Origin of the sequence: Rubripirellula amarantea (assembly GCF_007859865.1) — a bacterium.
GTDB lineage: Bacteria > Planctomycetota > Planctomycetia > Pirellulales > Pirellulaceae > Rubripirellula > Rubripirellula amarantea.
The window spans coordinates 1129364-1153351 of sequence record NZ_SJPI01000001.1 but is presented as its reverse complement, the minus strand read 5'-3'; the positions used below and the strand labels follow the sequence as shown (position 1 = coordinate 1153351).

The 23988-nt window shown below is 53.5% G+C and carries 14 protein-coding genes; 7 read left to right on the top strand and 7 right to left on the bottom strand.

The window, feature by feature from the left end:
* Positions 1–323: 323 nt before the first annotated feature.
* A complete protein-coding gene (locus Pla22_RS04140; protein ID WP_146513487.1) occupies positions 324–1967 on the top strand; it encodes a CTP synthase in 1644 nt (547 codons plus the stop codon).
* A gap of 24 nt (positions 1968–1991) precedes the next feature.
* Complete coding sequence (locus tag Pla22_RS04135; RefSeq protein ID WP_146513486.1) at positions 1992–2456, top strand: DUF1844 domain-containing protein; 465 nt, start codon at positions 1992–1994, stop codon at positions 2454–2456.
* Here Pla22_RS04135 and Pla22_RS04130 read toward each other — a convergent pair.
* Positions 2453–3463 (bottom strand): NAD-dependent epimerase/dehydratase family protein, encoded by a 1011-nt coding sequence (locus Pla22_RS04130; RefSeq protein WP_146513485.1) that lies wholly within the window; start codon positions 3461–3463, stop codon positions 2453–2455. The two genes, Pla22_RS04135 and Pla22_RS04130, sit on opposite strands and share 4 nt — an antisense overlap.
* A 355-nt stretch (positions 3464–3818) precedes the next feature.
* Here Pla22_RS04130 and Pla22_RS04125 point away from each other — a divergent pair, with 355 nt between their 5' ends.
* The 4 genes from Pla22_RS04125 (at position 3819) to Pla22_RS04110 (ending at position 11380) form a co-directional block, all read left to right on the top strand.
* Positions 3819–7175 carry a tetratricopeptide repeat protein gene (locus Pla22_RS04125; RefSeq protein WP_146513484.1) on the top strand — a complete coding sequence of 1119 codons (3357 nt, stop codon included), beginning with the start codon at positions 3819–3821 and terminating at the stop codon, positions 7173–7175.
* Between the two features lie 11 nt (positions 7176–7186).
* A complete protein-coding gene (locus tag Pla22_RS04120) occupies positions 7187–8203 on the top strand; it encodes a MotA/TolQ/ExbB proton channel family protein (RefSeq protein WP_242631783.1) in 1017 nt (338 codons plus the stop codon).
* On the top strand, positions 8203–8625 hold the full coding sequence (locus tag Pla22_RS04115; protein WP_146513483.1) for an ExbD/TolR family protein: 423 nt from the start codon (positions 8203–8205) through the stop codon (positions 8623–8625). Before Pla22_RS04120 ends, Pla22_RS04115 begins: the two co-directional genes overlap by 1 nt.
* 88 nt (positions 8626–8713) lie before the next feature.
* Positions 8714–11380, top strand: coding sequence for a hypothetical protein (locus tag Pla22_RS04110; protein WP_146513482.1), 2667 nt, complete (start codon positions 8714–8716; stop codon positions 11378–11380).
* 183 nt (positions 11381–11563) lie between these two features.
* Here Pla22_RS04110 and xylA read toward each other — a convergent pair whose 3' ends face one another.
* From xylA to Pla22_RS04095, 3 genes are all read right to left on the bottom strand, one after another.
* A complete protein-coding gene (gene xylA, locus Pla22_RS04105) occupies positions 11564–12883 on the bottom strand; it encodes a xylose isomerase (protein WP_146513481.1) in 1320 nt (439 codons plus the stop codon).
* A gap of 301 nt (positions 12884–13184) precedes the next feature.
* The gene (locus Pla22_RS04100) at positions 13185–14006 is read right to left on the bottom strand and encodes an SDR family NAD(P)-dependent oxidoreductase (protein ID WP_146513480.1); all 822 of its coding nucleotides are present in this window, start codon (positions 14004–14006) and stop codon (positions 13185–13187) included.
* A 127-nt stretch (positions 14007–14133) separates the two neighbouring features.
* Positions 14134–14610 carry a hypothetical protein gene (locus Pla22_RS04095; protein WP_146513479.1) on the bottom strand — a complete coding sequence of 159 codons (477 nt, stop codon included), beginning with the start codon at positions 14608–14610 and terminating at the stop codon, positions 14134–14136.
* A gap of 149 nt (positions 14611–14759) precedes the next feature.
* On the opposite strand from Pla22_RS04095, the gene Pla22_RS04090 reads away from it, so the two are divergent.
* Positions 14760–15191, top strand: a complete 432-nt coding sequence (locus Pla22_RS04090) for a hypothetical protein (protein ID WP_146513478.1) — start codon at positions 14760–14762, stop codon at positions 15189–15191.
* Positions 15192–15282: 91 nt separating this feature from the next.
* Here Pla22_RS04090 and Pla22_RS04085 read toward each other — a convergent pair whose 3' ends face one another.
* The 3 genes from Pla22_RS04085 to Pla22_RS04075 form a co-directional block, all read right to left on the bottom strand.
* Complete coding sequence (locus Pla22_RS04085; RefSeq protein ID WP_146513477.1) at positions 15283–16749, bottom strand: sodium/glutamate symporter; 1467 nt, start codon at positions 16747–16749, stop codon at positions 15283–15285.
* Positions 16750–16847: 98 nt separating this feature from the next.
* Positions 16848–20930: a tandem-95 repeat protein gene (locus tag Pla22_RS04080; RefSeq protein ID WP_146513476.1), complete on the bottom strand. Its 4083-nt coding sequence runs from the start codon at positions 20928–20930 to the stop codon at positions 16848–16850.
* A 215-nt stretch (positions 20931–21145) separates the two neighbouring features.
* Positions 21146–23758, bottom strand: a complete 2613-nt coding sequence (locus Pla22_RS04075) for a dockerin type I domain-containing protein (RefSeq protein ID WP_165440507.1) — start codon at positions 23756–23758, stop codon at positions 21146–21148.
* Between the last annotated feature and the right edge of the window lie 230 nt (positions 23759–23988).

The window sequence follows — 23988 nt, the reverse complement described above, 5'->3', positions numbered from 1 at the left end:
CGCTGTTTGGGCCGTTGCTGTTTAGGCCGTTGCGTAGCGACATGAGCATCGTCCTGCGGTTGGGGCACAACGGGCGACGTTGAAATTGGCCACACGACGTGACCGTAACGTTGATTGATTAGTAGCCAAGGGCAGAGAAGGTTGTGACGTCGTGATTTCGTCACTCAGTCACGCAGTCCTGCCTAGCGCGATATTCCTGGTATGGATGATTTGACGGATCAAGTCTTCGGGGGCATCCGTGAATTCAGGGTTGGCGACGAAAAGCGAACCAAATTATGTCGTTCGGCTTTCGCAATTTCCTGGTCTTGATATGATCATTTTCCATGACAAAACATATCTTTGTAACCGGCGGCGTGGTCAGTTCTCTCGGCAAGGGGCTCACTAGCGCGTCCATGGGAATGCTGCTCGAACAACGCGGACTGCGGGTTCGAATGCAAAAATTAGACCCCTACATCAACGTTGATCCGGGCACGATGAGCCCTTACCAGCACGGGGAGGTCTACGTCCTTGATGATGGCAGCGAAACCGACCTCGATCTGGGGCACTACGAACGGTTCACCTCCGGCGCATTGACGCGGGATTGCAACTACACGACCGGACAAATTTATCTGTCGGTGATCGAGAAGGAACGCAAAGGCCAGTTTTTAGGCAAGACGGTTCAAGTTATTCCGCACATCACCAATGAAATTAAATCGGTGATTAAACGGATGGGGGGCGACGATGTCGATGTCGTCATTACCGAAATCGGCGGTACGGTCGGTGACATCGAAAGTCTGCCGTTCCTTGAGGCGATTCGGCAGTTTTCGCTTGATGTTGGTCGCGAGAATGTCCTTTACATGCACCTGACCTTGGTGCCCTACCTGAAGGCGGCTGACGAACTCAAGACAAAGCCAACTCAGCACTCGGTTGGGCAGCTTCGCGAAATTGGGATTCAGCCTGATATCTTGGTATGTCGCTGTGAGCATTCGATCAGCCGCGAAGATCGAGAGAAGATTGCATTGTTTTGCAATGTTCCAGCGAAGGCTGTGATCGAAGAAAAAGACAAGGACTTCTCGATCTATGAGGTCCCTATCTCTTTGGTTGACAATAAGCTCGACGATCTGGTGGTTGAACGGTTAGGGTTAACGACTGCGAAGAGTCTCGACATCACTCCGTGGACGGATTTGTTGCATCGCTTGCGAAACCCGCAACACGAAATTTCGATCGCGGTTGTCGGCAAGTACGCCGAACACAAAGATGCGTACAAGTCGATCTACGAGGCGATCGACCATGCGGGCATGCACCACCAAGCTCAAGTTCGCATTGGGCGTATTCAAAGTGCCGATATCGAACGTGAAGGCGCCGAACGATTGCTTAGCGGGTATCACGGTATTTTGGTGCCTGGCGGATTTGGCGAGCGTGGTATCGAAGGGAAAGTCCAGGCGATTCGGTTTGCTCGCGAACGTGGCATTCCGTTCTTTGGAATCTGTTTGGGCATGCAGTGCGCTGTCATCGAATACGGTCGCAGTGTGGTCGGTCTTGAAGGTGCCCATAGCAGCGAGTTTGATAAAGACACCCCGCATCCCGTGATTTGTTTGCTAGATGAGCAGCAAAATGTCACGCAAATGGGAGGCACGATGCGATTGGGCGCCCAGCCCACTAAGCTCGATCGTCACAGTTTGGCTGGTAAGGCCTATGCCACTGATGAAGTAAGTGAACGCCATCGCCACCGCTATGAGTTCAACAATCAGTTCCGTAGCCAGTACGAAGCCAACGGATTGCGTTTCGCAGGAACAAGTCCCGATGGCGGGCTCGTCGAGGTCGTCGAGATCCCAGATCATCCTTGGTTTGTGGCGGTTCAGTACCACCCCGAGTTTAAGAGTAAGCCCCTAAAAGCTCATCCCTTATTTGCGGGGTTCGTTGGTGCGGCGATCGACCGAAAAAATCAACGTAAGAGCACCGAAAAACCTGTAGTTAGCCAACGTTAAAAGTTCAACCGATGAGGCGAAATCATGAGTGAATCTAAAGACGAACCCAAGATCATTGTTGACGACGATTGGAAAGCTCAAGTTGAAAAAGAAAAGGCAGCGGCTGCGAGCGAAGCTGAGGCTACTGAATCTGAAGCAACTAACACCGAAGCTGCCGAACTGGAATCCACTTCGCATCAGGTGGCTGATGATTCGACCGACGTGACGTCGTCGGGCTCAAGTAGCGACGCAATGCCTGCGCCGCCACCTGCATCATTCGAAGTGATGATTTCGATGATGTTCACCCAAGCGATGGCGATGCTCGGTCAGATCCCGGATCCCACCACGGGCAAGGCCAGCGTCAACAAGCCGTACGCGAAGCATTACATCGATACTTTGGAAATGCTCGGAGAGAAAACCAAGGGCAACCTTTCCGATGACGAGTCCAAGATGCTTTCCGAAGCAATGCACGCACTGCGGATGGCCTACGTCAGTGTCAAAGCGTCCTAATTGCTGGTCGACTCCCGCATGGCCTCAGCGACGGCATCAATGATGGCGTCCAAGTCTTTTGACGGCGCGTAGTTGATGGTTTCGCGAATCCGGGTCAAGTCAGGAACGCGGCGACGAATGTCCTCGAAGGAATCGTCATAGGCATCGCGATAGCTTTGGAATTCGATTTTCGCTTTAGGATTCACTCGCTCAACAACTAGTTGAGCAAGTTCCAGGATCGAAATGGGTTTGTCGCTGCCGATGTTGTAGACACGGCCAGCGGCATGAGGGGTCTCGACTAATGTCATCACGGCGCCGATGACATCGTCAACGTGAGCGAAGCATCGTATTTGGGCTCCGTCATCGTGCACGACGAGTGGTTCCCCTTTGATTGCCGCATCGACAAATCGCGGCAGAACCATTCCATAGGCTCCGGTTTGCCTGGGCCCTACGACATTGAAGAAGCGGCCAACGACAGCAGGCAAACCTGTTTCCTTGAAGAACGCAAGCGCCAGGAATTCGTCAATCGCTTTGGATACGCCATAACTCCATCGCGGTTTCGTGGTGGAGCCAAAGACGAGGTCGTCTTCTTCGCACCAAGTTTCTTTAGGATTTTTTCCGTAGACTTCGCTAGTGCTCGCGATAAAGCAAGGCACCTTGTCGCCCCGTTTGGCTCGTTCGCCAAGACGATCAAGGATCAACTGCGTGGGGTAGATATTTCGTTCGATGGTTTGGATCGGTTGTTTCGCGATCAACGCGACACCCACTGCCGCAGCAAGGTGGTACACACGACTCGCGCGATCAACGACCTCTGCAACCAAGTCATCGTCTTCGACCGTGCCTTCGATGTAATCAAGGTTCTCGTGATCGATCACGCTGCGAAGGTTACTGGCGCGTCCTGTCGAAAGATCATCGACAATGATGACCTTGTGCCCCTGAGCCAATAGTCGGCCGGTTAGGTGCGAACCGATAAAGCCAGCTCCGCCAGTGATGAGGCAAGTTTCAGGAGTCACATTCGCGGTAGTCACGTTCAGGCTGCTCTTATCAACAGTGGTCAAGTAGAAGTTGCGGTGATTGCCGCGTCGAGTGGCACTAGCGTTCTATCAAATTGCACGTCTGATCGACACCAAGCAAGGCCCAAGGATCGTCGCAAGAATGGTGAAGCATCGGTCGCGGCGTTGATGGTGGCGACTCGCTGATGGGAGGGCAAATTTGTTCAAGTTGACACTATTACGTGCTTCAGGGGAGCCTAGTTCGTCAATCTGGTGACTTTGGGTAGGTGTGCTGCGAACTATCGGGTTTTCTCGATCGCGGCTAAAATGCAGCCTGCGTCAGAAAACGGATTTTGGCGATTTCTTATCGGTCTTTGCGGGGAAAACCACAGTGCCACGCCACCACGCACTTTCGACTCGACTCCAGACGCTTTTCGCGGGGTTGTTACTGGGGATATTGCTGGGGTTTTTGATTCCCGGGAATCTCGCTGTTTCGCAAGATCAAGCGGATGCCCCAGCAGTTGCACAGAGTCCAGCAGTTGCACAGAGTTCCGATCAGGGTGCAGACGATGTCAACGAAAAGGCAATGGCGCTGTATGCCGATGCCGCCAACTTTCAAACTGGCGGTGCAATCGACTTAGCAATTGAGAGCTGGATCCAGTACCTCAAAGAGTATCCCAAGCAGTCGATGGCGTCCAAAGCGGCGCACTACTTGGGGGTTTGCTATATGCAGAAGGAAACTCCTGACTACGCAAAGGCTGCTGCGAGTTTTCAGGTTGCTCTTGAGGACAAGGATTACGATCTGCGCGAAGAAAGCTTGGCGAATCTAGGTTGGTGTTTGTATTCCGTCGCAACCGTGGGGGAGCAACCCGACCCCAATCAGCTTCGTCAAGTATTGACCACCTATCAGACGCTTCGGGATGAGTCACCAAAGTCACGTTTCCTCGATCGCGCTTTGTTCTATAGCGGCGAGGCAGCTTACGGACTGGGCAAACTCGATCAAGCGGTGCAGTACTACGACGATCTGCTCGCGTTACCCGAAGCTAAAGATTCCGTTTTGCGATGCGATGCACTCTACGCGCGAGGCATCGCTCTTGAAGAACAGGACCTGTTTGACAAAGCGTTTGCGTCCTACCAACAACTCATTGACAGTTGTTCGGATAGTCCACTTGCTGTTGATGTTCGCCTTCGATTGGGTGATCTGTTCATCTTGCGAAAAGAGTTTGATAGAGCGGTGGAATCCTTTGACAAAGCAATTGAGACGGCGGAAGCAGACGAGGACAAGTCATACGCAATTTTTAGGCAAGCCTACGCGCTCGTTCAGGCCGGCGAGCCGACTCAAGCGGCAGCCAAGTACGCAATCCTAGCCAAGGATTTCCCCACTTCACCTTACGCGGCTTCGGCGACACTTGCTTCAGCGCAAAGTCTCTATCGAGGCGGCGATATTGATGGCGCCGCTGAGCGTTTTCAGATTGTCCTGGAACAATCCAATGCGGAAGCCTCCACGGAAGCAGCGCACTGGTTAGCTCGGATTTGGCTTAGTAAAGGTCGTGCCGATGACGCAGCCAAGGTCGCTCGTGAGCAGCTTGATAGGGGTGCCGAGGGTGACTTCGAAATGGCTCTTCGTTTAGATCTTGCGGAAGCTTTGTCAATGAATCCGGCGACCGTTGCCGAATCATTAGGGATTTTTGAATCGGCCTACCGCGAAGATCCTGATAACGCGCTTGCACCTCGAGCACTTTACAACGCGGCTTTTTCTGCACTTCAGATCGGTAAGCCTGATCAGTCGTTGAAGTTAGCCAACGAATTCTTGTCAAAGTTCTCGGGTGATCAGTTGGCGTTGGACGTAATGTTCGTCGCTGCCGAAAGCCAATTTGCCAAGGGTGAAATGAACGAGGCATCAAAGGTGTATCAGGATTTGCTCAAGCAATCCAAGCCAGACAACGAACAACGCCCGGTCTGGGTCTTGCGAGCCATTGCCGCCGCAAGCGCTGGGCGTCAATACGACGAGGCCATAACGCTGGTTGATCAAGAACTTCCCAATTTAAAAGATGCCAGCCAAAAAACAGAGGCTCGGTTGTTGTTGGGGCAAGCACAAATGATGGCTGGTCGTGCTGACTTAGCTGCTGCGGCTTTCGACTCGGCTGCCGCTGATGATCCGCAAGGGCTGCGTGCAAGTGAAGCAAGGCTTCTGCAAGGTCAGGCGCTCTTTGCGGCGGGGAAGAGCAGCGACGCAGCTAGGATTTGGCAAGCGATCATCACGTCCGATCCTAAGTCGCGGATGGCAGACCAAGCTCGCTACAAACTGGGGCAACTTGCCGCCGAATCAAATGACCACGCGAAGGCGATCGATTGGTATCGCCAAATCGTCAACTCAGACGCTGATCCTGACCTTAAACCCTATGCAACCTACGGAATCGGGTTCTCGCAGTTGCAGGCGGGCGACTACCAAGCGGCTGAACAATCGTTGACGCAAACGATTACGAAGTATTCGGATCATCCGTTGCGAGACGAAGCCGTTCTTTCTCGCGGAATCGCCTTTCGAAACTTGGAAAAGTACAGCGATGCGAGAGCGGATCTACAGACATTCCTTGATTCGAAGCCGAAAGGAATCAACCAAGGGCATGCCTTGTACGAATTGGCACTGATCGACTCCAAAGAATCCAAGCCTGCCGAAGCGGTGACAAAATTGCAACGCATCGTTGCTGAAGTCCCTAATTATCCAGCGATGGATAAAGTGATGTACGAACTTGCGTGGGCAATGCAGGACAGCGGCAAGCAAGACGAAGCCGTTGAGCAGTTCGCATCGCTGGTAGAAAAGTATCCCGACACGGATCTCGCTACCGAGGCTGCTTACTTTGTTGGCCAACAACACTATGCGAAGAGGCAATGGGATGCTGCGGTAGAACAGTTCGCGATGGTGGCTGAGAAATCGAAAGATCCAGATCTTCGTGAGAAGGCTTTCTATCGTTTGGGCTGGTCAAACTTCAAACAGGGCAACTTTGAGGCCGCAGAGTCGGCGTTTGATCAGCAGGCAAAGCAATTCAATAGCGGTAAGTTGAGTTTCGATGCCGGAATGATGATTGGCGAAAGTCAGTTCAAGCGAGGAGACTACGCTCGTGCACTCGCTTCCTTTGAAACATCACGTCAGAAAATTCAATCGAGCAACGACAATGCCAAGACTGTTCGTTCACCCGCCGAACGCCAAGTCCGCGAGTTGGTGTTGTTGCATGGTGGTCAGAGCGCGGCACAGCTAGAACGATGGGGCGATGCCTTGTCTTGGTACGATGAACTTCGTGAGCGTTTTCCGTCCTCGGACTACTTGCCGCAAGTGTTTTACGAAACTGGTTTTGCCTATCAGCAAAAAGGCGATTCGGATCGAGCCATCAAGTTTTATGGGGAAGTGGCGGCGAACTATCGAAACGAGCTAGCCGCACGTGCCCGCTTCATGATGGGCGAGATTTACTTTGGCAACCATCAATACGATCTTGCGATCCCCGAGTTTCAACGTGTCATGTTCGGCTTTGGTGGTGAACGAGCGCCCGAGGGCATCAAAAATTGGCAGGCAAAAAGCGGATATGAAGCCGCTCGGTGTGCTGAGTTGCTCTATCAGGCTGCAAAAACTCAATCCGCTCGCGACAAGGCGGCTAAGATTGGTCGTGACTTCTACACGTACGTCATTCAGAAACACCCCAAGCATGAGCTAGCAGAGAAAGCTCGTGTCCGTCTCGAAACGCTCAATAAATGATGGTCGGTCGATTGAATACCTTTAGTAACTTTTGCCGCCCTGGCAAAGCTCGCGGCTTAGCGTTTATCGAGACCGTCGTGTTGGCGACGTGCGTTTGGTGCGCGTTAGCAATGCCAGCGCCAGTGCATGCCCAAGATGATGTCGAGATCATTGAGGCTGATGATATTCAGTCGATCTTAAACGACGAACCCGAACCGCAGACCGATGCCGTAGCGAAGCCATCGGGCATCGATCTGCTGTCATTGATAACGCGGGGCGGCGGTTTCATGATTCCGATTGGAATCATGAGTTTGTTGGTCGTCGCTTTGGCCGTTGAGCGGACGTTAAGTTTGCGAACGAGCAAAGTGATGCCACGAGACCTCGAAGCCGATTTGCGTTCACTCGCCAATCCTATCGATCGCTTTAACCCGTCGATCGCAATGAAGGTCTGTGATGAAAATCCTTCGCCTGCCGCTAGCGTGATTACGACCATGCTGCTGCGCACTGGGCAACCATTGGCTGACATTGAACGGGCAGCGACCGATGCCATTGAACGAGAAGCCGACCGCTATGCCTCGCCCATTCGATGGCTGACTTTGGCCGCTGCTGCGACACCGTTGATGGGGTTGCTGGGAACGGTTTGGGGGATGATTGTTGCATTCCACGAATCCACAACCTTGACGGCTGAACGGAGTCGAAGCGAGCAACTTTCCGAGGGGATTTACACGGCGCTTGTGACTACTTTGGCCGGCTTGGCGGTCGCAATCCCCGCCGCGATCTTAGCACTGTACCTCGAGAATCGGCTTGCCAAGCTGTTTCATCGTCTCGAAGAATTCTGTTTTGATTTGGCACCCGGCCTCAGTCGTTTTAGCGGACGTCAGCGATTGGACTTGGAGGGCAAGTTGCATCCTATGGAGTTTGGAACGGTTCCTCCGCCTGCGGTTCCTGTTGCTGGCGACTCGTCGCCAATGCCTCCACCCGTTGCTGCGGTCGGTACAGGAGCAGACCAACGTGGCAATGATCAGCACGGCGGAGCAAAGGTGAGCTAATGGCCTTCAAATTGAAACGCTCGTCGGTGGCGAGCACACTTAGCCTGACGCCCTTGATTGACGTGGTGTTCCTGCTGCTGATTTTCTTCCTCGTTACCAGTGAGTTCGAAGACGAAGAACGCAGGCTCGACATCGTATTGCCATCGGCTACCAGCGCCGTGCCGATGATTAGCAAGCCTCGCGAAGTCGTCGTAGACATTGATTCGGCAGGTGACATTTTTCTTGGAGGCAAGCTGACGGCTCTGGCCGACTTGCAACAATTGCTTGAGAAAGCGGTTGCAGATAATCCGACCAGTCAAACCGTTGTGATTCGTGCTGATCGGCAAGCTGCTTTTCAGCCTGTGGTCAGTGTCATGGACGTATGCAACCGAACTGGCGTGGGCGACTACAGCGTGACAACGCAGGAAGGCCCCGATGGCTAGATCTTCCACCCGACGACCGCGAACTGCTAATCGGCCTCCGATCGGTCATGCTGATTTTCCGCTCCGATCGAAATCGAAGCGGGACCGAATGTGGCCGCTCGATCTCTCGATCGCAGCGTTGGCCGGTTTGGTGCTGTACCTAATCGTCACGCGGTTGGGTTTTGACGATTCGCGTTGGCAGTTCAACGCGACGACGTATTTGATTGGCGTGCCGTTGTGTGCGTTGGCACTTGCCTTTGTGTTGCGCGGAATCGCATCACGGTATGTGCAGAAATCACTGCAGCTTGGATTCTTGTTTAGTGTTGCACTGCATTTGTTGTTGTTGATGATGGCAACAGGCGTGGTCATTTTTAGCAGCTACTATCCCCAAAGTGTGATGGGGGTAAAACCGGAACGGTCCCCGGTCAAACGCACCGTTCCAGAATACTTGTTCAAGACGGCCGAAAAAAGAGAGTCGCAACCGGATTGGTCGAAGCCTACCGACGCGGAAACTTCCTCACCCGTGGTGCCACGTGAAGAGCGGCGGTTGCCGCCGGTTGAACAATCTGCGCCGCAACTTGAGATGCCTCAGCCTCAACAACCGGTACGGCGTCCCGACCGCCAGCACTTATTACGGCGTGACGAGCCAACCGATACGAAACCGCAACCATCCAACTCACCAGCTCAGTTGGCTCGTCGTCAGAGCCCATCGGATCCAACGATGGACCAACCTCTTTCAAAGCCGGTGGCTCCTGAGTTGCCAGTGAAAGCCGAAGCGAGTGTCGCCGACTCGCCCGTTGCTCCTGCACAGCAATCGCGGGCGAAATCAAGCACTTCGGTGACACCTGCGATACCGACCCAAGACACGCTAAAGATCTTGGATTCCACTGAACAACCGCTTGCCGGATTGCGGCAATCCACTCAAGCCAAGCCTAAGATTGGTGACATGGGGTTGGGGAGGCCTCGTCCTCAAGCCCGCCGGCGAGCCCTCGCCGAACCAGCAGGTGCAGCGCCAACGTCACGATCAGTAGCGGTGGCTCGAGACGTCGCCAAGGCCGATCGAATGATCTCACCCATCGACACGTCGTCTCCGGAGCGAGGAAAGACACGTGGCGTTCAGATGTCGGCGACCCAGGCTCTATCAGCCATGGTCAATCCAGCCACGAAAGGTGACAACGCCGACGCTCCGCTTGAGCGAAATGTGTCAGCGGTCGCCGCTGGAGTTCCCGATGTGAGTGCGGGAAATGCTTCGCGACGTTCGGGACGTTCAAGTTTATCGAGAGGTGGCAGCGGAATAGATCCGAGCGGAAAACCGGCGCTCGACCAGATTGCCGGTTTGTCTCCTGATGCGGTGCAAAACGCCCAGGCAACATCGGGCGATTCGCCGCCCATGGAAATCGTTGACCGAATAGGCGGTGGAGAACCAAGTCGACGCGACTCGTCCGAGGTCGCAATCGAACTATCGAGCCCCAGCTTATCGGGGCCAACATTGAACATGCAGATCCGTGAAGGAAGCATGGGGTTTGCCGACATTCCGAACCAGAATCCCGGAGTGATGCCATCAAAGGATCAACCTCAAATTGCGGCGCTTGATCTCACTGCGGGAAAACGGAAGAGGCGTGAGGTCGGTGGTCCCGTAACACCATTTGGGACCAAGATTGCGGCGGTTGAATCGTTTAGTCGCCGAGTGATGCGAACTGAGGGCGGTCGAGCTCCCACACCGGCCGGACAGGTTGGACCGGCTACCGAGGAAGCAATCGAGCGTGGACTGGCCTATCTCGACAGTATCCAGAATGAAGATGGAAGTTGGTCACTTCAAGGCCATGGTTCGAATGTGTTGCTAAGAGGGGATTCGGCAGCGACTGGGCTTTGCTTATTAGCGTTCCAAGGTGCTGGGTACACGCACAAACAGCATCAGTACGCCGATACGGTCAACAATGCATTGCGATTTCTTGTTGAAAACCAACGAACCAATGGTGACCTGTATCGCAAAGAGAACGAGCTGAGCGATCGTAATGTTGCATTCTATAGCCATGGCATCGCGGCTCTCGCACTTTCCGAAGCGTATGGAATGACCCAGGATCCCGATCTGAAAGAACCAGCTCAACTTGCATTGAACTACATAGCCGCCACGCAACACCGGACGCGTGGCGGATGGCGTTACACCGCCCAGGTTAGCGCTGACACGAGCGTGACAGGTTGGATGATGATGGCACTTAAGAGCGGTCAACTATCGGGCTTAGAGGTGCCTCAGCAAACCTATGATGGAATTGAACGTTGGCTCACGGTGGCTCAGTCGCCCGATCGAGCTGATCGCTATCGCTATAACCCTTATGCACCTGACACACCAAGCCAACGTCACGGACGCAAGCCAACACCAACGATGACATCGGTGGGAATGCTGATGCGAATGTACGCGGGTTGGCGACGTGACACGCCTGCGATGCAATCAGCGGCAGACTACTTGCTTGAAAACGCACCTGAAATGGGAACGCGTACCGCGCCCAAACGTGACGCATACTATTGGTACTACGCCACTCAGGTCATGTTCCACATGGGCGGAAATCACTGGCAAGAATGGAACAAGAGTCTCAACTCGGTCTTGCTCGACAGTCAGCTCAAGGACGGAATCTACGCGGGTAGTTGGGACCCTGTGCGACCGGTGCCTGATCGTTGGAGTGTCCATGCGGGACGTCTCTACGTGACAACCATGAATCTGTTGAATCTGGAAGTCTACTATCGCCATCTACCAATCTATGATGACACCGCCGAGTGAGTGATTCGCCCAGCGATGAACTGGTGTGACGTAAATAGCCAGCAACTGCTAAGCATCAAGTGGCCGAGCATTAAGTGGCCGAGCATTGGGAGCCGGCAAGAAACCAGCACGGTGGTTCCCCACCGTGCTTCGTCATCATCACGACGGTGGGTGCCGTCGTGATGCCATGTTTGTCAACGAATGCTAAACGCGATCAATGTACTTATTGACCACGTTTTCAAGCAGTTCTTGGCGACCGCTCGCGTTCGGAGCGGAATCGCCTTTCTCAAGCATGTAGGCCTCGAGTTCTGCGAAGCCAACGCTGCCCGATTCGATTTTGGCACCGATGCCTTCGCCGAAACTCGCATAACGAGCCGCGATGAAGTCTTCGATCGCTCGGTCAGCTCGAATTGCCGCAGCAATCTTCAGGCCCTTGGCGTAGGCATCCATGCTTCCAATATGGGCATAAAACAAATCAACAGGTTCGAAGGATTCACGGCGAACCTTCGCGTCGAAGTTCACACCGCCGCTACCTAATCCACCGTGCTTCAAGATGTAATACATCGTCTGCGTGGTCAGGTAGTAGTCGGTTCCGAATTGATCGGTGTCCCAACCCAGCAGCATGTCGCCAGTGTTGGCATCAATACTTCCCAAGGCACCTTGCATACCGGCGTAATCAATTTCGTGCATCATCGTGTGCCCAGCCAGCGTTGCGTGGTTGGTCTCCAGATTCAGCTTGAAGTGATCTTCCAAGCCATAAGCTCGCAAGAAGTTCATGCACGCCGCCGCGTCACTGTCGTACTGGTGCTTGGTCGGTTCCTTCGGCTTAGGCTCGATCAAAAATTGTCCGTCGAAACCGATCTGCTTTGCATAGTCCACTGCCATATGGAAGAACTTACCGAGGTGGTCTAGTTCTCGTTTCATATCCGTGTTGTAGAGGTTTTGATAGCCTTCGCGACCGCCCCAGAACACGTAATTTTCACCGCCCAGGCGTTTGGTGACTTCCATCGCCTTCTTCACTTGAGCAGCAGCATATGCAAACACGTCTGCATTGCAGGTCGTCGCAGCACCATGCATGAAGCGAGGATTGCTAAACATGTTGGCGGTGCCCCAAAGCAACTTTATGCCGCTTCGCTTTTGTTCCTCTTCAAGGACGTCCGCGACTGCATCAAAGATCTTGTTTGTCTCTGAAAGTGATTCGCCTTCGGGAGCCACGTCGCGATCATGGAACGCGTAGTAAGGAGCTTGCAGCTTTTCAAATAATTCAAACGCCACGCGTGCACGGTTTTGTGCATTTTCCACCGTATCAGTTCCATCGTCCCACGGACGAACCGCGGTGCCCGGACCAAACGGGTCAGCCCCGGTGCCACGGAACGTGTGCCAGTACACGATCGAGAATCGCAAGTGATCCTTCATCGACTTGCCTTCGATCATTTCGTCCGGGTTATACCAACGAAAGGCGAGAGGATTATCGCTTTGAGGACCTTCGTACTCGATGGTTGGGACGTCAGGAAAAGCAGTCATGGTAGGCGTTTCTATGTCAAAAGGGGACGGGTTTTCGAGGACTCAGTATCGTGGCCTTCCACGCGCCAAGCAAGCGGGGAGGGAGGGTGCAGAACATTCTGAGTCGATGGTTCGAAACGACAACTTACAAAACGCAGACTCACCGTACACGGCCCTGCCTACGCTATTTCGACACAAGTTGGTTTTCTCGCAAAACCGTATTCAGAGTGGAATTCACTGCCTTTTCGAACCGTTTTCTGATCTCTTAAATCAAAAACACGAAGAGTTTCACTGGTCTCGATCAACCGCGATAATGGCAGAGCTACGACTTTGACGACGTGAACTTCATTAGCAACCAGTCGCCGCATCTTGGAAATAGATGTCCAATCGCAATCAGCGGTCGCAAGTACCGCGGTCGGATCAGGTCGGGTGACCGTTTTACAATGCACTTCATCACGGCATCAACGACGACCTCAGGCGGTAGACCGGAAACGCGAGTTCCGCCCCCTGGTTTTTTTGCTTGGTCGGGAAGGCCATCTTCGACATGGTCGTTATAGCGGCTCCCCGCATCGTCGCGGCGAATGGGACCGGGACTGACCAATCCAACGTGAATGCCTTGAGGCTTGAGTTCTAAACGCAGTTGAGAAGTGAGCGCTGCGAGCGAGTGCTTGGCAATGGAATAGCCACCAAGAAAACGGGGACTGACCTTTGATGCCAACGAACCAATGTTGACGATCACTCCTTGAGACTCTGCAAGCAGTGCGAGTGACGCTTGGCAGACGTTTAAGGTAGACACCACGTTTTGATCGATCAATTCGTGAACTCGATCGGGCGTTAAGCCTTCGATCAGTCCTCGGTCACTGGTGCCGACGCAGTTAACGATCACGTCGAGTCTTTGACTTTCTTTTGCAATTCGCAAAATCAGTTGCTCAACATCTTGTGGTCGTGTGACATCAGCCACCGCGAACTGAATCGGACGCCGCGAACCCAGCGATAGCTCGGTCGCAGCTTGACGCAACGTGCGTTCGGTTCGACCAGTGATCCAAACTTGATAGTCCTTTTCAACCAATCGCATCGCAATCGCTCGACCCAATCCCGCGGATCCGCCGGTGACCAAGGCGACGGGAATAGTCGATGGACTCATGAGGATTTCAATCGAAGAATAGCGAAAACGGGATGTCAGCCAGACGGCGTTGATGCAGAGCAGGGAAGGGCAGTGTAACGAAATTCGCCGTCGCTAATTCTGGCAACGGTCGGTTTGCTCTTTATGATCAACGAAGACCGTCTTCAATCTCTAGTTGGACTTCGCCACTGAGTCGAGCAGGCTTGGAACCATCGGGGGCAAGCACAATTCGCAACTCGTTGTGGGCTTGCAAGCTGGTTTCGAGTGGAATCCTTAGGCGATCACCCATCGCTGACGACTCGACCTTTAGCGGCGACTGATTGACGGCCACGACAAGTAACTTTCCTTGCCAACCAGCGATGGAAAGAAAAATTCGTGTAGCGTCGTCCAGACCTGTGGGACGATTGAATTTGCGAGTGTAGACGAACTCGCCAAGCGATTGCGAGTCAGGTTCTGGCACGTGAACCATTTGCGGACCCACGACGGCTTGCGAATTAACTTTGCTGTGGGAATCGAGAGGTGCCGGCGAATCGTCGGGATTTCGCGGATCGCCCAACGGCTGGTCGGCTGCTCGTTCGGATCTCAGCTCTTTGGTCCACGGATAGCGAAGACGAATGCGGTGCATCGGTGATGGGGGGATAAGGGCAGCGGAAAAAATGGGCGCAATAAGGCCACGGAGTTACAGTAGAGCAAGGCGCCGCTGCGTCAAGATTGCCAACCGCTGGGCTACGACGGCCCAAACACGACGCTGTCATTCATCGCGAGATTCGAATTATGTTGCCGCTCAATCCCTACCTGGCACCGTCGAGCGAGTCGGTAGAACTCGCTGAAACGATAGTTCAAGTGGTCAGGCGGGACATCGCTGGGTTCGGTAGCACACTTCAGGTCTATCAGTTCGCCTGTCAGTTAACAACATCGCGATTGTTCGACCGTGTCATTCGGTTTTTCGAGGGCAACAAAGCCACTCATGTTTTCAGTTCTGCGGATGCGCTGACGTTTACCCGAGCAACAACTGGATGGTGGCGATTTGTGTCCAGCAATGAGCGGGAGATTACGCAGCGAATCAACGTAAAGGCGGTTCCCTCTCACTTTGGCGTTGTATGCCGCATTGAGTACAAGCTCGAACATTTGTTTCAACTCTATGTTCCGCCTCACAACCTGCAGACCGAGGTTACTGAACTGGCTAAGTTTGCTCGTTCTCTCTAAGGAACCTGGTATAGGAAGTTCGCGAACGTCCACTGAGCGAGCTAAAGTTAATCGCGAAAAACCAGATGAGTTCGCGGCTAAAGTATTCAATTCATCCTGACCGATTGTGTTTCGTCGCGATCATCCGAGCTGCCACGATTAGCAACAGTACGATCGCGATGAGCGAAAGGACGACAATCGCTAGCGGCACCTTACCCAAAATTAGAATTGGTAATCCAATCGTAATCATACCGCCGCCTATGAACGGCGAAGACAGGGGCGCCGCGAGCGCGTAATCTTCCGCTGCACCCGACTCAAGTTTCGGATCAATCATCCGTAGCAGCACGAAACCTGTTGCAGTTGTCCCCGTCGACATTCCATAGTTAATTAGTCCAAGCTCAAACCAATGTTCCCTTGGAAGGATTTGTCGGGAGAGGACAAGCAGGCAGAACGCGGTCCACAAGGAGCCGCCGATAACCAGTACCAGCAAGCTTTCGAATTGTCCGCTCACAATTGAGATGTCCAGCGATGCAATGGCAGCCACGACCAATATGTCCATGGCCATGGAGCAAATTCGACTAATCATGGGGCCATCGATCCAATGGCTAATGCCCAGAACAGACAGTGCCCAGCGAACGATCCAACCGCCAAGCAGGGTGTAGATGAACAATGGGAAGCTATTAACAATCTCGGACAATTGGATTTTCTGGTGTAGCTTGGCTTCACCGACTTCACTAGCAACGCTGCTGGCCGGATTGAATGCCGTTTCGATCCACTCCGCCAATTCACCCACACTTGCCTGTAGTAGCCATCCGATTGCAAACGCTATCGTCAGCCAAATCATTTGCAATAACAAGGGTTCGATCGCAGGGCCACGACTAGAAGGCAATTGTTCGAGATTCGTATCGTTAGCAGTTTCGTCACCTGCGATCGCGTCAACGTCCTGTTGGTCGCTTGAGTTTTTCGGCCGCGTCCATCCACGTCGAATACCAAGGTTGACCCAGACGACACCCGAGATCACACCGTAAACCAAACCGATAGTCGCCATGGTGACGCCCAAGTCTCGGCCACCGCTCAGAAAGCTCATCTCGCTTTCAAAAACTTGCCCCATCGCGGCGGCGGTACCGTGTCCGCCAGCGAAGCCAGTTTCTATCAGCATTCCAAACGCGTCGGGAACACCCGTTCGAGGTTGGATCCAAAGCAAGGTCAAAGCCAATCCGATGGCGGTTTGACCGAGCACAATGATCCAAACCATCAAGCCTTCCCGTCCGGCACGCCGCAACGAGTCAGCGGCTGATGATGAGGGCCGCTCCAGTAACATCCCAGCAAATACGATTGCAATGAGCGTGCCGGGCCAGGATCGCCAATGTCCGGTAACCGATCGCAAGACAGCCGTCAGATCGTGACCCGGCAATAGGGAATCAAGCACCTCACTAGATGCTGTTAGCACGAGTACTAAACCAATGAAACCCGCTGTCACCGAAATGGGCAGGTAGAGCCAACGAAAGATCGCAAAGGTTGAATGCAATGCGAGTGCAAAAAGCAACAGGACGGCGGTGGCGATCAGTGCCAGAGTCATGGCGGGCTAGCCAAAGTGAAATGCTGTGGACCAAAAAATAAACGCCCTGGTCACCGTAGCGACCAGGGCGTTCAAGAGTCTACAGCATGCGGCCAGGCTTACAGCTCAGCAAGAGCGCGGTCGACAGCCGCTTGATAACCAGCAAACTCGCTCGACAGTGGTGAATCGACCGACACAAAGTCAAAGTCGTCCATGCCACCGAAGAACCGAGCACCACCACCGTTGGCGGACATGACAAAGTTGTCTTCGCCAATCGACGCAACCTCTGGTGATGTCGCACCTTCACGAACAATCACTAGCAATGCGGTGTCTTGGCGGCTGTTGACCAACAATTCGCCGAAGACCACATCGTCGAATCCTTCGCCGGCAATGAACATGGACTGAACGCCGTTTGGTCCAAACGCCACCATGCCGCCTTCGCGTCCGCCGTTGGACATGCCAGCGATGTCGCGGTTGGCTCGCAAGTAGCTAGACGCCAAGATGCTTAGCGTTTCGGTTCCGGTTCCCGTGGTTCCCGACAAAGTCAGGTTCTGGGTTTGCGATGGGTTGGTTTGGCTGCCGTTAGGATTCACAACCAAGGCTACCGTCGTGCTGCCAACCGGAGTCGCGGAATCAGGCAGATCGAAGACAACGGTGTAGTTACCCGGAGCTACGTTAGTGAACGTGTAACCGCCATCCAAATTGGTACGGGCCGCTGCCACCGTTGTTCCGGTACTCGATACCAGTCGAACCGCTACGCCGCCGATGCCGTCATCGACGTCATCCTTGATGCCATTTCGAGATGGCTGCCCACCTTGGCGAACTTCGTCAAGATTATCGATGTTGTCGATGAAGATTGCACCGCTAATCGTCGTTGGAACAAAGTCCTGAACGGTAACACTGACCGTTGCTGAATCTTGAGCTCCACCTGAATCTTCGATGGTGTAGTCGATCGTTGCTGTTCCGGTGAAGCCAGAACTAGGTGTGAAGGACAACGTGCCATCGTTGTTGATGTTTACCGTGCCGTTGGATGAGCTGGCTGCGACCACCGTCAAGGCTTGATTTTCGTTGGCCGGACCTGCATTGTCGTTAGCAAGGACATTGATGTTGGTGGTTGAACCTGTGAACGCAGTAGCCGTGTCGTTAACAGCGTTCGGTGCATCGTTCACAGCCGCGACGTTGATCGTCAAAGTGAACGTTGCCGTTGCAGCAGGCGAGAAATCGTCGGTGATCGTAACCGTGAAGGTTTCGGTACCATTGAAGTTAGCTGCTGGTGTGTAACGAATACCACCGCTTGATGTTCTTGTCGCCGTTCCACCAGCCGAACCTGGGCTAGCGACGCTGGCAATCGAAACCGTTTGGGTTGAGCCTTCGCCTGTCCCTGGAGTCGCATTGGCAAGAAGAGTCGCCGCCGTGAATGTCACGGCCGTGTCTTCGGTTGCATTCACCGAAACGTTTGGACTCGATGGCGGATTGTTAACCACTCCAACTGCTGTCACGGTCACTGAAATAGTTCCAGGATCAGACCCTGCGTCATTGCTGGCTCGGTACACGATGGTGTCCGTACCAGTAAAGCCTGCATTAGGCGTGTACGTCAATGTGGTACCAGTGATCGACGCCGTTCCGTTATTGGGATTTGATGACACGGCAAGCGTATCGGCAGGACCTCCAGTTAGCAGGCTAGCCAAATCAACCGTGCCTGAACTTCCCGACTGAACGGTAAGAGTTGTGTTGCCCGCAATTGGTGCCTCCAACGCCACTTCGCGAACATTGACACTGACAGTGCCAGTATCCGTCAACGCACTTCCGTCGCTTAGCGTATAGGTGAACGAGTCAGCTCCAATGAAATCGGTTGGCGGTGTATAGATGACGTTTGCACCACTGATTTCAACACTCGCTCCGGTCGTGGTTGTACTTACAGAGGTAATCGAAAGCGTGTCGGTTTCGTTTTCAGCACCTGGGCTATCGTTACTAAGTAGTGCGCTGATGGCAATTGTGCGTGCCTCGTTCTGCGTCGCATTGACTGCATCGTCAGTAGCCACCGGTGCATCGTTGACTGATCTAACGGTGACAGCAATTGTTCCTCGAGCAGCACCGCCGCTGTTGGCCGCTCGGAAGACGATTGAATCAGAGCCGAAGAAGTCAGCGTCTGGCGTGAAAGTCAAAATGCTGCCATTGATCACTGAGCTACCATTGGCAGCGTCCGTTGGAATCGTAAATGTGTCGACGGTCCCGCCACCAGTAACGAGTGTCGAGAGGTCAATGGTCCGCTGCACATCTTCATTAAGAGTAAGCGTCCCGTCAGTAACCTCAGGAGCCGATACTACATCACCGACCGAGACGGTAACGGTGCCAGTTGCAGTCGCCGTTCCATCAGACAACGTGTAGGTGAACGTCGCGTCGCCTTCGAAGGTAGCCGTTGGCGTGTAGGTGATGGTGGTGCCATTCAAGGCAACCGTTCCGCTGCTGGCCGTACCGACTGCTGTCACACTCAGTTCAGCCGCTGTGTTGTCGACATCGGTGTCATTGGCAAGCAATTCGGATGCGCTGATGGTCAGCGGTGTATTAACGCCAGTGGTAAACGAATCGTTAACTGCAACGGGTGCATCGTTTACGGCGGTGATAGTCACGTTGATCGTGGCGGTGTCAGTAACACCGGCACGTGTAACGGTATAGGTGATCGCTTCGGTGCCGCTGACGTTCGCATTTGGCGTGTAAGTCAGAACGCTGCCGTTAAGCGTTGCTGTACCACGCGGGCTAGCCGCTTGCTGAATCGTAATTGTTTCAGCAGGACCATTCGTAATTGAGTTGGCCAAGTCGACTGTTGCAGCAACATCTTCCGTTACGGGAAGAGCCACATTCGCAGCATCAATGTCGGTCCCAACCACGGTTGTGGAAATCGTTACCGAAGCGTCGCCGTCAATCAGAACCAAATCCTGCGGAACTGCATCATCACGACCGTAAAGCAAGGTTGCTTCAGGGTCTTCGCCCGGATTCACCGAGATCACCAAGTTGGTGACAGGTGCAATCAACCGCACCGGAATGCTGAACGCGTCGAATGGCTCAATAAAGCTACCGTCGTCGGTAAGTTGAGGAATACCACCGCCTTGACCTGGAATTGGTCCCAATCCACCGACTCCGGTGAATCCGTCAGTCAAGCTGAAAGCACCAGCATTCTGGAGCGAGTAAAACTCTTCGTTATCGTTGAACGTTCGGCTGAATGCGTTGATGTTAAAGCGAACGGCATCGCTGTTAGGCGTCGTTCCGTCTGCCTCAAAAGGAGCAAACTCGATGAACTGAGTTGGGACTTCGGCACCACCGTTCTCGTTGACCTCGATGGTCAAGTCGGGAACATCGACGTTTCCAAACTCATCGCCAACGTAGAAAATTTCAAAGCCAAGATCATTGTTGTCAAACGACAGCGTGCTGACTTCAAACTGCGAATCTGTAAGACCAAACTCACGAAGCACTCGCTTAATTTCATCCGTCGGGCTGCTCGCGAAATCGTTAAACGCCGAGTCGACCGTTTGCGTTGTTCCTTCGCGGCCAACGGTAATGCTCGTTGGGAAAGGTGACTGAGTCAGCTCTTCGCCAATGATGATTCGCTGAGTCTCGTTGAGAACAGGAACCAAGACGTTTGGTTGACTGACGGCAATGTCGGTGAACAACTGGAATGCACCGAGGCGATCGTTGAACAATCGCAAATCGTCGTAGCTGACTTCCAAATGGAACGTTTCGCCCACAGCCACAGTTGTGATTTGGCTGTCGATATCGGTGGGGTCACTGAGAGCTCGCAGTTGCAACTCAATCAGCTCGCCAACTTCTTCACCACGGTCGATCGCGTTGATAACCGAGAGAGCGTCCGAGGCAGTCACGTTGAAGTCTGCGTTGACGTCGTAGAACATTCGTGGAGCGTCAGGATCCACCGAGGCACTGGCTGCTTCACCTTCAGAACTCAAGCGGCTCATCTTGTTGATGATCGCGAGCGCGTCACGTGACGTGATTTGACCGTCGTCGTTGACGTCGTAGCTGTTCCAGTAATTGTGCTGGGGAGCAAGTGCATCACCAGCCAAAAGTTCTCGCTTTTCGAGAGTCTCGCTACCAAGGGGGCGTGTGCTTGGGCGGGACTTCTCATTGCGTCGGCGCCGTTTTCCGCTAGATAGAAGACCGGATTGGCGAACCAGTTGACGCAGATTTTTCATCTGTTTTCTCGGGAAGATGCAGTGAAATCGTTCGTAAAATAGACGCCGGCGCGGTGCCGACGAGCATGACTAGACCTTCAGGCTCGGCCCAGATTAGTTCAACAAGGGACAATCTGTGCCCAAAAAATCCGAATAGCGGACCTATATTACCTGGTCTTCCTGTTTTATCAACAACTGTGTTGGTTAGCCGGTTTCCGCCTCTCCTTGGCTCGCCCTTAGACCAGCCACCTCCAGAAAGGTTCCCCAAAAGGATCCACGAGTTCGGCCGTAATTTCAGCCATTTCCGTAATACTGTTAGGGTGTATAGGCTTCGCTATGGGGTCGTCATTGAGCGTTGGCCGCCTAATAAGAGAGAGATTTCTAGCTTCTAAATCGGAGCGATCCACCTTCTCCAGACTTACCAGTGTCATTGGTGTGCTATCGGTTGCAACTCTACCGGCACTTTCATCAGTCGTTTCTCTACCGGCAAGGTCGGTCCTATCGGATAGGTCGGTACCCCACTTCGTGAACACCAGATCATTGGCGTCAGAGGTCACTTCCGGTACTGGGTCAACGAAAGGTGAACTTACGCCTGGTTTCGAAGGGATACTTGAGTCTGCCGAATAAAACGATTGCGACGGCTTAGTGCCAGTGCCAGTGCCAGTGCCAGTGCCCAGTTGTGACTCTGACTGTGCAATACGCTCGGGTTCGCCGCTTTCGGATCGACCAATTGAATTGATCACTAGCAATGCATCCAAAGCGGTCACTGACCCGTCGTTGTTGACGTCGATATAAAAACCTTCGGTTTCGTGCAGACCAAGCACTCGAGAGGTTGATCGACTCATGTCATTAATGATCAGCAACGCATCGAGCGACGTAATCTTCCCGTCATCGTTGACATCCTCGGCAGAAATCAGGTTGTGTCGTGGACTATCAACACGAACAGCACCCGCCATCAATACGGAAGACGCTTCGGCGGTGACTGATACCACCTGCGGTACGCTGTCAAAGCTCTGTGTTATTACTTGTGGAGTAACCTCAATTTGATAGTCACCCAACGGCAGGTGGTTCAAACGCCAAACTCCCAGCGAATCCGTTTGCAGTTCGCCCGAGACTCCGGCAACGATTTCGCTGACAACGATCGAGGTGTCGGCATGGCCGAAGACTCGAATCTGTTCGATTCGCCCGAGCACGTCAGTCAACGTGATTGTTTCGGATTGTCCGTCGTCAATCAGCGACGAAGTCGCTCTAGCCACTAAATTGCCATCGCCGTCATAGCCTTCGATCCTGGCGTAGCTACCTTGGTCGAGACCGCCAGCGGTGACACTTACCTCACCCACACTTACCGGTACGGTATCCAAGTGAAAATTGGCGACCAACGCGACTCGGTCGTCAAATCGCTCTGACCATCGCTCTCGTTGAAGGTCATAGGAATGGAACACACGTCCCGAAACACTTTCGGAATCAAAGACGCCTATCATTGAGCTCGCGACGATACCATCGGCGGACAGCGTCATTCCCAAGGCAGCATCGCTTGGTAGCTCACCATCATCGTCAAATGCGTCCGCAACGATCTCGGTCTCAAACAATGCAGATCCATCGGCCTGGCGAACGGTGACCAAATGGTTGGCAAGCAGCGGTTCGTCGTCCGATCGTTGTCCGTCACCGTTTTGATCAAGGAAAGCGATGCCAGAAATGCTCGATCCGGCGATCGCAGGAAGCAAGTTGGTCCCCGACACTAGTTCGCTGGTCACGCCAACTGAATCGTCAATGACTCGCAATTCAATGGTTTCAAACGCTTCCCCAATTGAAAATTCAACATCAAGATCAGCCGATTGCGCGCCCACCGTGGCTGCCGTCAACCAATCTCCACCATCAAGACGATACTGCAATTGGCTAATTTCGTTCAGCGTGATATCGCTCTGGTTGCCGGACGAATTGCGATTCTGCAGCGGTACCGCTGATGCCGACCCGGCAAACCGGTAGAGCGATGTTTCAGAGTTGAACGAGCCAATGCCATCTAGTTGAAGGGGAACATCCGCAAAATCAAAGATGCCATCACCATCACTGTCTTGCCAGCCAACCATTGCCAGCGTCGACGCGGGGCTCACATGGTTCTCGAAAGCGGCGGTCAATGGCACGCCGCCTCGCATGATGCTGATTTCTTGCACGAAACCAGTCGTGGGATTGTCAGCGGCGTTCAGGTTTTGGGTGTTGTAATAACCGCGTTGGTCAGTCCAAGATCCGCCGCCAGAGTATTCGTCACGAGCCCAGAAGATGTGCCCCATCTCATGAGCAATCGTTGACGCCGGACGGGTGGAAGGTGTCACGATGAACAGACCACCGGGATAAGCGAAAGCCGCCGCGAAACTGCCGCCTGCGGCGAACAATCCATCCGGGTCATCCGATGAATCAACGATGAAAATGGTGAACGCCCAGTCAGCATCGTGTTTGATGCGTTGGTCGTTGTTGAGCAAAGCGACGGCTTGTTCGACTGTTCCGGCGTCACCGTAGCCCTGGTCGGTCAAAAAGTCGCCAACGTAAAGATTTAGTGCCGACGTGTTTCGGTCGATCGGCTCGTACGCCGTATCGACGGGATTGGCTGCAAAGGTATCGTCGATAACAAATTCAAGCGAATGAACAGTGTTGAGCGAATCGAGAGTATCAGTCCACCACTGCAGCCCTTCGGTAACCTTCGCGAGTGTCTCGGCGATCTCATCGGTCGTCCAGTTCTGCGACTGTTGATCGATGCTCCCGTCGCTCTCAAATAGGACGGGCGTGACAGCAACACGTCCCACCAGGAACTCTCCGTTGTCGGTCGGAGTCACACCAATCGAGTCGGCCGCCATCAATTGCCGAGTCTCTAAGGTCTCAAGAATCGCTCGGCGTGTGCTGCGCCGTCCAGCGGAATGCCTGCTTGATCGCCCACTAGCAAAAGAGCTTTGCTCAGTCCTTCCAGACCGGTGGCCTGATCCTCGTGAAGTTCGTTGAGAGAGCCACTTCCACATTAACGTTTATTGTATTTGGCGGAATCCGTCGTCCAAACTGACGAAGCGAGATATTTGCCACGTTTCCATCA